Here is a 14,031-nt window from a genome sequence, read left to right on the forward strand (position 1 = left end):
CCTGGCTGCGTGAACTCACGTTAAAATGGCCCCGTGCTGTCTTGTGGCGTTTGCCACAGGCTTGACCAGACAAAGTTACCATGCACGTAGTAAATATGATCGTCGTGCAAGATGCCGCGATCATCACCGGCCCACACATACTGAGAATTATCCGCCTCTGGCTGTTGTTCAGCCACACTACTGCCCATATACAACAACTTCGGCGTTTCGCCTGTGTGCACCTCAAATGCTGCCAGCTCATTACGCTTATACCAGCTCACACTGTTTTCACTGTCATTCTCAGAAAGCCAGCTTTCCACAGGGAGCGTCATTCGAAACACCTCATCACTATGTTTTATGTAACTAAAAGCGTGATAATCAAACTCAACCGGACTGAACCCGCCACTGAACACTGTTTCATCAACCAATGACGGCGCACTCATGTCACTGACATCGAACAGGCTCACTTTAGCGCCAAAGTCACCCTCATTTTCCAAAGGGCCGTCCAGAAACCAGTTTTGTACGTTCTGGCCAATACCTATGAGTAATTGCGCCGATACAGGGTGGAGGTACGCCGAATAGCCCGGGATCTCCAGTGCACCGGCTATTTTAGGGTCGCGCTTGTCGCTTAAATCCACGACATACAGAGGGTCAATCTGACGAAACGTCACGATATAGGCTTTCTCTTCAAAAAAGCGTACAGCATAGATATCTTCTTCAACCAAGCCATTGTCTGAGACTTTGCCGATTGGTGTGGTACGTGTTTGATTGGGTAACTGAGCTACCACCGCCAGACTATCATCTTGCTGTTCCAACAAATAGAGCTTGTGCAACATACCATTTGCCTCGGTAAAACGTGACGTCACCACACGCAATACCCCGGCGTGTTCACTCAACCTGAGGTTATGATTGCTGCGCCCTAAATGACCGGCCACTTTGCCCGACACAGTGTAACTTACCGCTTTTTCAGCCAGGTTAAACTGGTGGATCACCGTCTGAGTTGCCTCATCGAAAGAAGTTTCCTCGGTGTCATAATAATAGCCATAAAGATAGACATTGTTCTGTGACATATAGATCCCCTCAGTTCGGCTGGCGATACAGGTCGTGGATAACGAATCTGGATCACTGAGTGACAATCGAGTCACGGATGTTATATGGTGATACCCATGCAGACTGGATGCTTCATCCGGCACATAACAAGTCGCCGGATCAACCAGTAAGCGTTCTGTTCCGGCTTTAATATCGGTCACTTTAGGCAGCAGTTCAGCGATGTCTGTCTCAGTGATTTTTTGGTAATTGAATAAGTTCAGGTCCTCTCCCTCTTGTTCAAAGCCGTCAAAACTGGCTGCAAACTCGCTGATCAGATAAAACGAGTCACCAATAACCCGTGTATCAACCAGCTGGCCGTCAAAACGAAACTGATGGGTGATATGCGTCTGTGAAGGGTCTTTAATATCAACCAGCGTCAGCGCGAAGTCCTGAGAACCAGTGAAGGGCATAGATGTTGCATCTACTGCTATCTCAGCGGTAGACATGGGAGTAATAAAAAACCCACCTCTGTCATTACTGAGCACAACGGCCAGGCTGCTTTCTTGTAAATACAATCGCTGTTTCGCATAGAAATCTGTACTAGTGATCAGGCTGGTTGATGAGCTGATCGCACCACTTTCGTCACGCTTTAAGATGCGTACAGACTGCTTATGCTCTCCCTGCGCGGCCTGAAAATCTGCATTATTAGCAACATACAAATACGTACCGTCGTATTTAATTCTGTCGCTTTCGTCAACCGCTTGCTCCTGTACATTGGTGGTTGAATACGTTGGCGTGGCAGCATCAGCATCCGGCACATTCGCCTGCTCACTACTATCCTGCGGGTTTGTCGTACCTTGCGCCAGGTAAATACCATTTTTAAGATAAGTCGAAAAATCCGCGGCGCTGGCCTTACGCAGTTTTTTCGCACTCGCCTCGCCCGTGGATAAATCAGGCACTTTATCCGGCAGCGTTTGCTTGCCTCCGTTACCTGGGCCCTGAACGGAAGTCGCATTATCACCCCCTGTGCCACATGCACCGAGTAGCGATAAAGTAAGCGCCGCAGCACAAAGCTTTAGCTGAGTAGAATATAACATTGGCTGTCTCCTTGGGATTAAGTATGTATCTAACTTTACTCAAATGCCAAAGACTTGCTGTTACTCCAGCTATTGGAAATGTTATTTAATGTAACCCTTTATGGTAATTAGTAATTTTATTGGTAAAGTACAAGTGTTTAAATTAGGGAGCGGGTAAAAGTGAAACGTCTGTCAGGTGTGATTGGTTCTGTGTTGTTTAGCGGCATGGCTTTGGCAAACTGTGAAACCAACCCAGAAAACTGCATTGCAGTGTCCCAATGGGAAATTTCGGTAGCACTGGGCGCAGGTGTTGCAACCAATCCGCTAAAAGATGGCACCCATTCGCCGCTTATCGTCTTACCCTATGTGCGCTATTATAGTGACCGCTTTTTTCTTGACAATACGGCCATAGGTTACACATTTTACGATCACCGGACCTTTGATGTAAGCTGGATTGCGGAACTCAATTCAGAGCAAGCCTTCTTTAGTCGCTCCAGACCCGGTACGGTATTGCGCTCAAATACACTTTCCCCAAACATCAATGAGCAAATCAACTTGCCTCAGATAGAAGTCTCCACCGGGGATAGCGCCAGTGGCGGGGACAATGTCAATGTACCCAATGATGTCAGTGTACAAGTACCTGATACAGACTTAGATCAAGATAAGGAAACGGTCGTGCCCCCTTCCCTTACCTTTGATGACCTGGCCAAGCGTAAATGGGCTATCGACAGTGGCATACTGGCACACTGGTATATTTCTGAACAACACAAGCTGAAGGCTCGATTACTACACGATGTACGGGGCATTTATAATGGTTTTCACGGCTCTGTAGAATATAGCTACAAGCTGCCTTTTGGAGACCCTAAATTTGCTCAGTTCCAGTTGAAATTTGGGGTCGATTATAAAGACGCAAAGTTAGGCAGTTATTACTACGGCATCACACACAGAGATACGGAACTCGCACATTACCGCTACCAGGTAAACAGTACCTTTAATCCTTATTTCGGGGTAGCCTACAATCACCGACTGAGCAAAAACTGGCAATTTAAATTCACGGCAAAACACCAATGGCTCGGCTCCAGCATCGCAAATAGCCCAATCGTCGACGAAGGCTACACAACCTCTGTCTTCATCGGAGGCGTGTATGCGTTTTAACCTTGCCCTGTATAGCCTGTCTATGGGGACATTAATATGGTGCTCGCATTCGGCGCAAGCCACATCAGAGCCTCCGCCGCTGTTTGAGATAAAACCTCAAGTCTGTATGGTCAAAACACAAGGACAGACCTGCCAGATGACGATCCGGGTCAACTGGCAACATGGCAAACCGGAAAAACTTTGTCTATATCAGGCAAACACTCAGCTGCACTGCTGGGCAGACAGTCGCCAGGGCAGCATTAAGCTGGCTATCAAGCTTGCACAAAATATGGAGTTTAGCCTGAGAGATCCATATCAAAACACACTTGCCAAAAAGACGGTTAAAGTCAATGCTGTCGTCAGCACTAAGTATCGCAGGAAACTTAAAACAGATTGGAGTTTATTCTAATGATCAAAGTCATACTGGTAGAAGATGATGAGAGACTGGCTCAACTTACCGGACAGTTTTTACAGAGCAATAATTATAACGTGACCCTGATCCATGATGGCGCACTGGCACCGGATAAAATCATCAGTGAACAACCCGATGTGGTGATCCTCGACATTATGCTGCCTAATCTGGATGGTTTCGAAATTTGCCGCCGGATCAGACCTGACTACCAGGGGCCTGTGCTATTTCTAACCGCTAAAGACAGTGACTTTGATCATGTCAGAGGTCTGGAAATTGGCGCTGACGATTATGTTATCAAGCCTGTTGAACCCTATGTGTTACTGGCCAGACTAAATGCACTTTTACGCCGCCAGGGTAAACAAACTGACAGTTCCGACCAACTAACACTTGGCCAGTTGCGGATCGACAAAGCTGCCCGCAAGACCTATTTAAATGAGCAAGAAATAGACCTGACCAGTTACGAGTTTGATCTGCTGTGGGAGCTCGCCCGAAATGCTGGTGATACCCTTAGCCGCGAACATATTTATAACCAGGTCGTCGGAAGACCATACGATGGATTGGATCGTAGCGTGGATGTACGAGTCTCCCGATTGCGTAAAAAGCTCAATGACAACCTGGAACAACCCTACAGACTGATCACTGTTTGGGGTAAGGGATATTTGTGCTCGAAATCCGCCTGGGACTAATTCACTATGCTGCGTTTGCTTGTCAGCCTTTATATTGTGGTATTTGCCAGTATTATTGCGATCAATTTGGGCAGTGAGACGATATGGCGAAACTGGGTTGAACAAGCTCCTGACGACCTGCGACATGCAACAGCGGTAGCCAAACAATATAAGCAAGCACTCAACTACATCAAAGAAGACGAGTTTGCCTCTTTTCTCACTGCGCAACCACAGCTGACCGTGTTTCCATACGAAGATGTAGCCTGGCTACCTGAGCAGTTGACGGCACTCAGACAAGGTGAAATCATCACCTCTTTTGATGATACAGGAAACGCCCAGCTACTCTTTATGGCCAACAATGGTACCTCTGTCGTACAACTCGGTCCGTTTGCACCGGCAAAGTCAGCCAGAGTAAAGCAGTACACTATCAAATTCCTCTCATACTCGGTACTGGCCTTGTTACTGGTCATTTGGTTGAGACCGCTCTGGATTGACCTGGTTCAACTTAAACGGACATCCGAAAAGCTGGCTTCTGGCTCGCTTGACCTCACAACAACCAGGTCGCGGTTTTCAGCCATCTATACTCTGACTCAGCAAATTGAAAGCATGGCGTTGAAAACAGCCAGCCTGATGAGCAACCAAAAGCAACTGGTTAATGCAGTCTCTCATGAACTGAGAACTCCATTGGCACGTTTGAAGTTTGCCCTGGCGATGCTGGCGCCCAAAGCACCTGAACAGGTCGCAGCGATGGAAGAAGACGTCATAGAAATGGAGGTGCTGATTGACGAAATGCTCAGCTATGCCCGACTGGAGTTTGCCAATCAGCAGTTGCACATGCAGCAATGTGACCTGGCTCCACTGATACTGGACCAGCTTGACAAACTGGCACGCACAACCAACAAACAACTGATAACGAGCATTGCCAATGAGCTCCCGGTTCATTGCGATCCTCACCAGTTAACCCGGGTCATTCAGAACCTGCTGCAAAACGCTGATAAGTATGGTCAGAGCACCATTCGGATCACACTGAGCAAACAGCAAAATATGGCGGTATTTAGTGTGGAAGACGATGGTTCGGGCATCCCTGAATCCAAACGTGAACAGGTATTTCAACCGTTTTCCAGATTGGATAAGAGCCGCAATAAAGAAACCGGCGGATTTGGATTGGGCCTGGCCATCGTCAGTAAAATTCTTTCCTGGCACAGTACCAGTTGTCTCATTGACGACTCAGAGCTGGGTGGTGCCCGTTTTACACTCAGATTGCCGCTTGTGCCGTAACTCGTACTCAGATTAAAACTTCACAGCACCACGCATCGCTTTAGTCTGCGCCCGTTTATTCTTACTATCAAGACGCTTGCGTTGTGAGCTTCGAGTGGGTTTAGTTGCCCGGCGCGTTTTTTCTACTTTTATTGCACTGAGGATCAAGGCTTTCAATCGGGCCAGCGCATCTTCGCGATTCTGCTCCTGAGTGCGAAAGTTCTGAGCTTTAATCACAATCACACCGTCTTTGCTGATACGGTTGTCTTGTAGCGCGAGTAAGCGTTCTTTATAAAAAGATGGTAGTGTGGAGCGCTGAATATCAAACCTCAGATGAATGGCAGAAGCGACCTTGTTGACATTCTGGCCACCCGCACCTTGTGAACGGATAGCCGACAATTCAATTTCCCATGCCGCCAGTTCGACATTGTTTGATAGCTTTAACATAGTGACTACGATTTGCCTTACCAGGCGATATCATAGCAAGTCGTGAGCATGCCCGTCTATCTGGGTTCGCCAAGACGGCTTGCAATTGCAGGAGACACTCTGGCAGCCCGACATGCAGGTGCCAGTGTCGCGACCTGACCTAGTAGCACCATACACACCGCTCCAATGGCAAAAAAGTCAAGTGGTACAGTAGCCAGCTCAAACCAGTTACTGAATTGTACATTTAGCAGGATTGCCGCAATACAACCTACTCCGACACCAAATACCGTTAGCAGGGCATTTTCAAGCATAAAGTAACTTACAATCTGCCCTTGCTGTGCACCCAGTGCACGACGGATCCCGATTTGTCGACGCCGCCGGGTCACAGCAAAACGTGCCTGACCAAATATACCCAAAGCCGTAACCAGAGAGAGACAAGCAACAACCCAGAGTAACGTCATACTCGCCGCATATTCAGCCTGATAACTTTGTGCTTTGACGTGTTCAAACGTCTTTAATTCCTCGATCTTACGTCCATGTCGGCGCATCAGATACTCTACGGTATCCGCCATCGCCCGGGCCTGTTGGCCCGGCTCGTGGCGTACCAGATAATACACGTACTCACTGGTTTCAATCACAGGTGCCAACACACTGTGCTCGACAACCACCCAAAAACTCCAGGCGGCCTGCAAGGTTTTGACCACACCACGGACTTGTTGGGGGCGCTTATCAATGAATATCGTCTTGCCTACCACCTGACGCCAGTCATCTGGATACAGTGATTGAGCAAGCGCTTGTGTAATCATGATTTCTGTCGCCACCCGAAACCCGTCAGTTTCGGCATAGTGAGGGGCTTGCTCAAAACCCTCTCCTGCTACCAGTTCCAGCCCCATGGTGTCCAGCAGCGCATTGTCGCCTCCGTAATACCCACTGAAGGTATCATAATCCCCCTCAGCCTGAGTCGCGACCTCCAAGAAGTTTCCCCAGCCGCTTAACGGCACGCCTGAGGTGACAGACACACTCCGAACCCCGGACACCTCCTTTAATGCCAGCAGATCTTGCTCTATATCGGACGCTCTGGCAGACGCGTCACCCGGCAAATTAGTGAGGACAAAAAAGGTGTTTTGTTCGTCCAGGCCACTAGGTCGGGACAACAAGCTTTGCTTTTGTAATGCCAGATAGGCAGCATTGACTAGAATCATAAACGTGACCGCTATTTGCAAGACAAACAACACAGGCGCAGTACGACTATGATTCAACGTCTTAAGAATGGGTAACAAGTCTCGCATGATTGCCCCTTACACACTGTTGAGTTGGCTGGCAGGCTCTATACAACTGGCACGATAGACAGGCAACAAACCAAAAAGCACACTCACCGATATCGCTACCAGTGGTGTCAGCACCAGAATATACATATCCATGTGCATCAAATCACTGCTCAAATGCTGATAAATCCGGCTGCAAACAGTGAGTCCCAGCTGGGCGAGTAACAGGCCCAATACACCGCCAAAGATCCCCATCAACCCGGTTTCTACACTGAATTGAACAAACACCTGTTGCCTGCTGGCACCCACAGCGCGGCGCAAACCAATTTCACTGGCCTTGCCATGAAACTTGGCCATCATGAGATTGGTGCTATTGAGCAAGCACAACAGTAGAAAGCACAGTGACAACCCGAGCGCCACCAAACTATCATCGGAAATAGCTTCACGCTCAGTAAGGTATTCACGGGGGGTGCTCAGCTTATTAACGATTTTACGCTGAAACCGACCCAAGGCGCGTTGCTCCTGAACATAGGTATAAAGAAACTCCTGATAAGCGCGACGCTGACTGGCGTCTTGCAATTCAACCCAAAAGTAAATCCACACACATTCCGACGCCATCAGTGCCTCAAAAGAACTGTCTTGCGGGTCCTGCCAGCATTCAAACGGTTGTAAATTTGACGACCAAAGTCCATTACGCACCTGGGTTTCGAACGGAATAAACACATCTCTGGGTTTACGAAAAGCATGCATGGATTCGCCATAAAAGCGAGGCAGAATAGGCCAGTTGTCCATGACCCCGATAATGCGATATTCCAACCCGCCTAACGCAATATGCTGGCCCACTGAATTTTCGCCATTAAAGAGTCGCTGATTGACCTCAGCACCGATCACTGCCACTCGCTCTCCTTGCTGATCGGCATCAATTGACCAGGCACTTCCAAATTTAATGGGGGCATTAAAAGCACTAAAAAAATCCCGGCTGGTAGAACGTACCAATGCGGTTTTTGCTTCAGAGTCAGATTGAGTCGGCAGCTTCAGCTGATCACGATACCCACTGATGGGAATGTGGGACTGGGCACGGTTCGCACGCCATAGGTTTTGAACATCCTGAAAGGTCAGATAAGGGGGTACCCGCTCTTCCTCACCCTGGCTGTAATACGCTTTTTGCGGGCCCCAGCTATTGAGCTGGACCAGAAACAGTGAGTCGGCTTTTCCGGGCACCGGCTCCTGATTCATCATGTAATTGATTGTGTAGGTGGTCATCGTCGCTGCAATACCGACCGCAATCGTGACCACAATTAAGGAACTTAATAGGGGAGTTTGTTTGAAGCTTATCCAGGCCAGTTTGAAATAGTATCTCATCAGCTTGCTTCCTCCATCATCTTGTCCCCCGGAAATAATGCCGGGTCGCACCACCATCGCTATGATAGTGCTATCGCATTGATAAAATTACTGAACAACTCGTACACGTTCGGCACTATTAAACATGCGGGTGTCAGAAATTATGACCGTATCGCCTTCAACCAGCCCGGATAGGATCTCTACCTGACCCAGGCTTTTCGATCCCAGACTTATAGGCTTTTTCACTGCACTGTCCTCATCCAGGACATATGCATATTTACCACTGTATGCATCAACAAACTGGCCTCTGGGCAGGTAGGTAACGCCCGTTTTTTCTTCCAACACAATGCGGCTGGTCAGACGCTGATTTTGTCGCAGGCCAGTAATTTCAGTTTCCTTAAAGCGGATTTTACCTTCCACCTGACCGCGCACAATCTCGGGTGAAATGGCGGTTAATTCACCTTCATACGCCCGACCATTTAAAGTAATCTGAGCGGGCATACCCAATGCCAGGTCGTCAGCGTAATTTTCAGGGATATTGACCTCTACCTCGTAGTGTGACAAATCCACCACACTCAGGAGTGGCTGGTTTTTCGCTACAGTGTTTTTCTGATCAACACTCAGATTACCAACAATGCCATTAACCGGAGAGCGGATCTCCAGTGAGGCAACACGCCGTTGCAATTCATCAACCAGTACCTGCTGCGCCTGTAATTCAATCGCACGGGTTTGGATCTCAAACTTCTGGCTTTCCTTCAGCAACGCGACCTCTTTTACCGCCAGACGGTGCTCCCGCTGCGCATTTTCTAACTCATCTTTGGCTTTTTGATAGTCTATATCACTAACAACTTGATTTTTCTTACCTTCTTCGTTTCTACGCATTTCACGCTTAGCAGCGTTCAGCGCCACGATTGCCTTACCGAGATAATTTTCCTGCGCCAGGTCTTGCTTTTTTGCCTGAATTTTTTCCCGCTCAAGCTGAGTTCCGAGACGCGTTAACTCTGCCAGCTCCTGTGCCAGCAAGCTTTTAAGCTCAGGGCTGTCTATCTGAGCCAGCGGCTGATTAATTGCGACTGAGTCACCGGCTGTTACCAAATAAGTAACAGTGCCCTCTGCCGGACTGTAAAGAGTAGGGCGACGCGCTGCGATCACACGACCTTGTACGGAAATGTCCCTGATAAATTCACCACGGCGCACTTGCGCCACATGAATGTTGTCCATTCTGACAGCACTCTCTCCACTTGCCCAGGCAAGTATCTGAGGAACAACAAAATACAATGAAATAAATACACCAGCGATGATCAGGAAGTAGAGCTTGTAGTTGTGTTTTTTCTCTAGCTGGCTGTCCTGAGCACTGGTATCGTCGATATACTGCATGCACTACGTCCTTGAAAATAAAAATGTTGATCAATACCAGTGCCTGAAAATAGCAAAAATCAATCTAAATGTCACCATCAATAAACATTTTATTAATAACTTAATCGGTTTGAATTTTAATTCGGGTACATTATTTACCTTATTTGGCTAATTTTCATGCCAAATAACCAAATTAGTAGGTGAAAGAGGTAGGCTTGTTAAAAAAGTAATGAAGGAAAAAACGATAAAGCGCGGCCTCCATGCCGCCGCAAGTGCTTGGGAATAACTGTAAATACTGCATAATCATATTCTAACCTGGACGCCACCTCCTATTGGTTCAGTTTGGGTCGGATAATTTTTCTACTTTTCAACTAAAGCTGGTCGCCGCGCTTGGGGAATCGCTACGCCGCTCTGTTAAACTGACGCGCAAGTAGCAATTCGCTGTCTCGCAGTGCACGTTTAATCACTTGCATCATATTCTTGCCTTTGGCCCGAACAGATACACTGGGTAATCCTGGCAATAACACTTCTACTTTACAGATAGTCAAAACACCGTGGCGCTGACAGGGTTGCTCATCCACATCAATTCGCACTTTGCGAATATGGGCCGCATATCTCATAAACTTGTTGGCTGCCAACTTAGAGAGCTGCGCCTTAGTCGCCTCTGCAATGCGTTTTCCCGTTGCTCTGAAATTTAGTTTCATATTGCTATCAACCTCTTGTGCAAAACCAGTTAATTACTGGGAATTGAACTCATATTGTTGCGTCGATGAGGCTAATCTACTAATGTATTTAAAAAGAAAAAAGCTGATTAATTCTTAGCGAAACCTCGAATATTACGAATGATAACGAACATCAATTATAACCACCTGTACTACTTCTGGCAGGTAAGTCGCCACGGGAGTATTGCCGCGGCAAGCAAAATATTGCACCTGACACCACAGACCATCAGTGCCCAGATCACAAGCCTGGAGCAGCGCCTTGGTAAATCATTGTTTTTAAGAGAAGGACGAGGACTACGGTTGACGGAATATGGGCAGCTAACGCAGCAGTATGCTGATGATATGTTTGCCATTGCCGAGGAGTGGCTGGAAACCACTAAAGGCGATCTGGCCTCTATCAATCGCACCCTGAAAGTCGGCATTTCCGATGCCCTGCCAAAATCTCTGGTATCAAAATGGCTGGCACCATTAATAGATAACGAGCGCATCTCAAACCTGCACTGTATAGACGGGCAACAAGCCGAACTTCTGGCGCAAATGGCAACGCATAAACTGGACCTGGTGTTAGCGGATAAACCCTTAGACAGTGATGCCCCGTTTAAGCTCTTCTGCCATGAAATTGGCAAGAGCCAGATTGGCTTTTACGGTAGGAAACAAGATCAGGCTCTGACTTGTGATAACTTCCCAGCTGCACTAGCCGACACACCAATCATATTGCCAGCAAAGAATAGTCCGGTTACCAGCGCCATTCAATATTGGCTCAATGAACTCAAAATCGAAATTTCTGTCGCAGGTCACGTAGACGACAGCGCTTTAATGAAAGCGCTGGGACAACAAGGGTTTGGGGTATTCCCGGCGCCTTTGTCTGTTCGCGAGGAAATAGAGCGGCATTATGACGTGAATTTTATTGGGGCTATCGAAAACGTCTATCAAAACTACTACGCTTTTACACCCGACAGGCTGATCAAAGATTCAATTTATTCAGAGTTTGTGCAACATGCCCGAAGCATAGATGACAATCAGGAACCAATATGAGCAAACCCAAAATAGCAATCCAGTACTGTGTTTTATGTCAATGGCTGCTTCGCAGCGGCTGGCTGGCACAAGAGTTACTGTCGACCTTTGCTGATGAGTTAGCAGAGGTCGCCTTGGTTCCGGCCAGTAAAGGCGTCTTTAAGATCCATTATAACAACACCTTGATCTGGTGCCGGGAGCGTGATGGTGGCTTTCCGGAAGCCAAAATTCTGAAACGTCGGGTGAGAGATCAGCTCGACCCAGCACGATCACTGGGCCACATTGACCATGACCACGAGCGGAATCAAAATTAGAGCTTAAAGCGCTCAATCAGCTGTGTCAGTCGTGCTGCAAACCCGCTTAAAGACTCACTGTCTTTGGCCATAAAGCCCATTTCCTGTGAGTTACGAGCGGCTGTTTCCTGCACGTCTTTCATCAGGCTCGCAATGTTTTCACAGTGTGTTGCCTGATGGTTTGCCGCACCAAGCACCTGTTCGCTTAGTGCCGTAGCCTGCTCTATGGCTTCACTTACCTGTGCCATATTGTTTGCCAACACCTCACTTTGCTCAGCACATTCTCGTACATCCAGCTCACCGTTTTGGATCAAAGTAGCTGTCGCATGCGTATCGGCTTGCAAAGCCGCAATCATTTTATTAATTTCCTGAGTCGCATTTTGTGTGCGGATCGCAAGCTGCCTTACTTCGTCGGCAACCACTGCAAATCCCCTGCCTTGTTCACCTGCCCTTGCAGCCTCTATTGCTGCATTCAATGCCAATAAATTGGTCTGCTCAGCAATTGCAACGATTGTATCCAGTATTTTACCTATATGCTCACTGTGCGATCTGAGCCCCTCCATCGCCCCCACAGATTCGGACATAGTGCTACTCAGCGACATGATTTTTTGTTTATTTTGCGTGACACTGCGCGCCGTTTCCTGGTTTAACTGCTGAGCTCGTTTAAGCCCACTGACGCCATGTTCTGATTGCTCAGACACATCGACCGCACTGCTGGCTATTGTAGATGCAATACGCAGGGCATTGTCTGTGCGCTCAACCTGGCCCGTTGCCCGGCGGGTCAAAGTCTGACTACGTTCCAGCGACGAGCCGGCTAGACTTTTAAGTTCGTGCACCTGAGTATCTATTTCTTCCAACAGACTGCTGAGATTTTGCTTTACCTGATTTATGTTGTCGGTCAGCGTACCAAACTCATCATCCTGACGTTTAACAATTTGCCGGGAAAAATCACCATCGGCTATATATCTGAGCATTTTGTTTACGGCTGCAAGCGGGATCAACATCGCTCGGCTGGTGGACAGTGCTATCCCAATCGCCAGAACAGCAAATACCAGTACCAACATCAGAGCCGCATTTTGCGCTTGCTCAATCAACTGATCAGACTCTTGCTGATACAGATCAAACTGACTCTGTGCCTGATTTTGAATTATATCTATTCGGGCAAATAGTGCTGCAAAGGCCTGTTCTGCACTGTGATAGCTTTGAATCGCCGTTTTCTGGCCCGCGTGACGGCGCTCCAGCGCCTGATACAAAGTACCCGGGGCCTTCAGCTGACGCATTACATTATCCCAGGCTGGCTCAAACTGCTGTAACAAGGGCTCAATTGGCAAGCCGACCGACTGGCGCTTCAGATAGGCCAGGTTGTCACTGATGTTATCAACGATAAAACCCACGTCTTCACGGTGAGTGGCCAGCTTATCAGGACCAACCTGCGCAAGAGACTGCACATTATTTTCCAGTGTAAACAGCAGGTCATCAATTCGGATCCCGGTTCCTGCCACCTCATCCCTTAGCCGACTGTTCGTGGTTTCTATTAACTCGATATCCAGCATGGCAGCGCCTGCGGCGTTTCTGTAATCGAAGAAGTCAGTGATCCCTTGCTGAATGTGTTTTGTTGCCTGAAACTGGTTCAACCGCGCCGCGAACAATGCCTCTGAAAATTGCCGTAACGCCGCACGGACTTCAGCTACTTGCTGCAGCGGCTGTACCACCCCCGGATTATCTGTCGAGCGATTTTCCAGATCTGCCAGCAGCTGCTGAGCACGGGATTCAGCCTGACCAAAAGTCTGCTGGATCTGTCGTACACTGGCTTCATCGTCCGCACTGTATGCCTTGGAAACCAGATTACTGATCCTCAATTGTTGTTGTTGAAATTGCTCGGCTGCGTGCAAGATAGGTTGAGCAGTGTCAGTTACTTTATGATTGGCACGCTGGATCTCCAACAGCGCCCAATAAGCCAGGGCACTGGCAATGACCAACAGCATACCGATGCCACCAAAGCCAAGGGTAATTTTGTGTTTTATGGAAAGCCGCAACGGCAACATGGCAACACCTTCCTTTG

13 protein-coding genes are annotated in these 14,031 nt (G+C 48.1%); 6 read left to right on the plus strand and 7 right to left on the minus strand.

The window, feature by feature from the left end:
• Nucleotides 1–20: 20 nt before the first annotated feature.
• Nucleotides 21–2,105: a beta-propeller domain-containing protein gene (locus MHN33_RS19975; protein WP_239400688.1), complete on the minus strand. Its 2,085-nt coding sequence runs from the start codon at nt 2,103–2,105 to the stop codon at nt 21–23.
• A gap of 159 nt (nt 2,106–2,264) precedes the next feature.
• On the opposite strand from MHN33_RS19975, the gene MHN33_RS19980 reads away from it, so the two are divergent.
• From MHN33_RS19980 to MHN33_RS19995, 4 genes are read left to right on the plus strand one after another with little or no spacing between them, the layout of a single operon-like run.
• On the plus strand, nt 2,265–3,239 hold the full coding sequence (locus tag MHN33_RS19980) for a MipA/OmpV family protein (RefSeq protein WP_239400690.1): 975 nt from the start codon (nt 2,265–2,267) through the stop codon (nt 3,237–3,239).
• Nucleotides 3,229–3,627 (plus strand): DUF3019 domain-containing protein, encoded by a 399-nt coding sequence (locus tag MHN33_RS19985; protein ID WP_239400692.1) that lies wholly within the window; start codon nt 3,229–3,231, stop codon nt 3,625–3,627. Before MHN33_RS19980 ends, MHN33_RS19985 begins: the two co-directional genes overlap by 11 nt.
• Nucleotides 3,627–4,316 (plus strand): response regulator, encoded by a 690-nt coding sequence (locus MHN33_RS19990; protein WP_239400694.1) that lies wholly within the window; start codon nt 3,627–3,629, stop codon nt 4,314–4,316. The genes MHN33_RS19985 and MHN33_RS19990 overlap by 1 nt, the downstream gene beginning before the upstream one ends.
• Before the next feature lie 6 nt (nt 4,317–4,322).
• Entirely contained in the window at nt 4,323–5,573 is a 1,251-nt protein-coding gene (locus MHN33_RS19995) for an ATP-binding protein (RefSeq protein WP_239400696.1), read from the plus strand.
• Between the two features lie 12 nt (nt 5,574–5,585).
• On the opposite strand, the gene arfB is transcribed toward MHN33_RS19995, so the two are convergent.
• The 5 genes from arfB to MHN33_RS20020 form a co-directional block, all read right to left on the minus strand.
• Nucleotides 5,586–5,999, minus strand: coding sequence for an alternative ribosome rescue aminoacyl-tRNA hydrolase ArfB (gene arfB / locus MHN33_RS20000; RefSeq protein ID WP_239400698.1), 414 nt, complete (start codon nt 5,997–5,999; stop codon nt 5,586–5,588).
• 56 nt (nt 6,000–6,055) lie between these two features.
• Nucleotides 6,056–7,267 (minus strand): FtsX-like permease family protein, encoded by a 1,212-nt coding sequence (locus MHN33_RS20005; RefSeq protein ID WP_239400700.1) that lies wholly within the window; start codon nt 7,265–7,267, stop codon nt 6,056–6,058.
• A gap of 9 nt (nt 7,268–7,276) precedes the next feature.
• Nucleotides 7,277–8,605, minus strand: coding sequence for an ABC transporter permease (locus MHN33_RS20010; RefSeq protein WP_239400702.1), 1,329 nt, complete (start codon nt 8,603–8,605; stop codon nt 7,277–7,279).
• Nucleotides 8,606–8,692: 87 nt separating this feature from the next.
• Nucleotides 8,693–9,961 carry an HlyD family efflux transporter periplasmic adaptor subunit gene (locus MHN33_RS20015; protein WP_239400704.1) on the minus strand — a complete coding sequence of 423 codons (1,269 nt, stop codon included), beginning with the start codon at nt 9,959–9,961 and terminating at the stop codon, nt 8,693–8,695.
• Between the two features lie 380 nt (nt 9,962–10,341).
• On the minus strand, nt 10,342–10,644 hold the full coding sequence (locus MHN33_RS20020) for a hypothetical protein (RefSeq protein WP_239400706.1): 303 nt from the start codon (nt 10,642–10,644) through the stop codon (nt 10,342–10,344).
• A 138-nt stretch (nt 10,645–10,782) separates the two neighbouring features.
• Between MHN33_RS20020 and nhaR the strand changes: the two genes are divergently transcribed.
• A complete protein-coding gene (nhaR, locus tag MHN33_RS20025; RefSeq protein WP_239400708.1) occupies nt 10,783–11,697 on the plus strand; it encodes a transcriptional activator NhaR in 915 nt (304 codons plus the stop codon).
• On the plus strand, nt 11,694–11,990 hold the full coding sequence (locus MHN33_RS20030; RefSeq protein WP_239400710.1) for a SelT/SelW/SelH family protein: 297 nt from the start codon (nt 11,694–11,696) through the stop codon (nt 11,988–11,990). The genes nhaR and MHN33_RS20030 overlap by 4 nt, the downstream gene beginning before the upstream one ends.
• Here MHN33_RS20030 and MHN33_RS20035 read toward each other — a convergent pair.
• Nucleotides 11,987–14,014: a methyl-accepting chemotaxis protein gene (locus MHN33_RS20035; protein WP_239400712.1), complete on the minus strand. Its 2,028-nt coding sequence runs from the start codon at nt 14,012–14,014 to the stop codon at nt 11,987–11,989. The two genes, MHN33_RS20030 and MHN33_RS20035, sit on opposite strands and share 4 nt — an antisense overlap.
• Nucleotides 14,015–14,031: the final 17 nt, after the last annotated feature.

This window comes from Pseudoalteromonas sp. OOF1S-7, assembly GCF_022347765.1.
GTDB lineage: Bacteria > Pseudomonadota > Gammaproteobacteria > Enterobacterales > Alteromonadaceae > Pseudoalteromonas.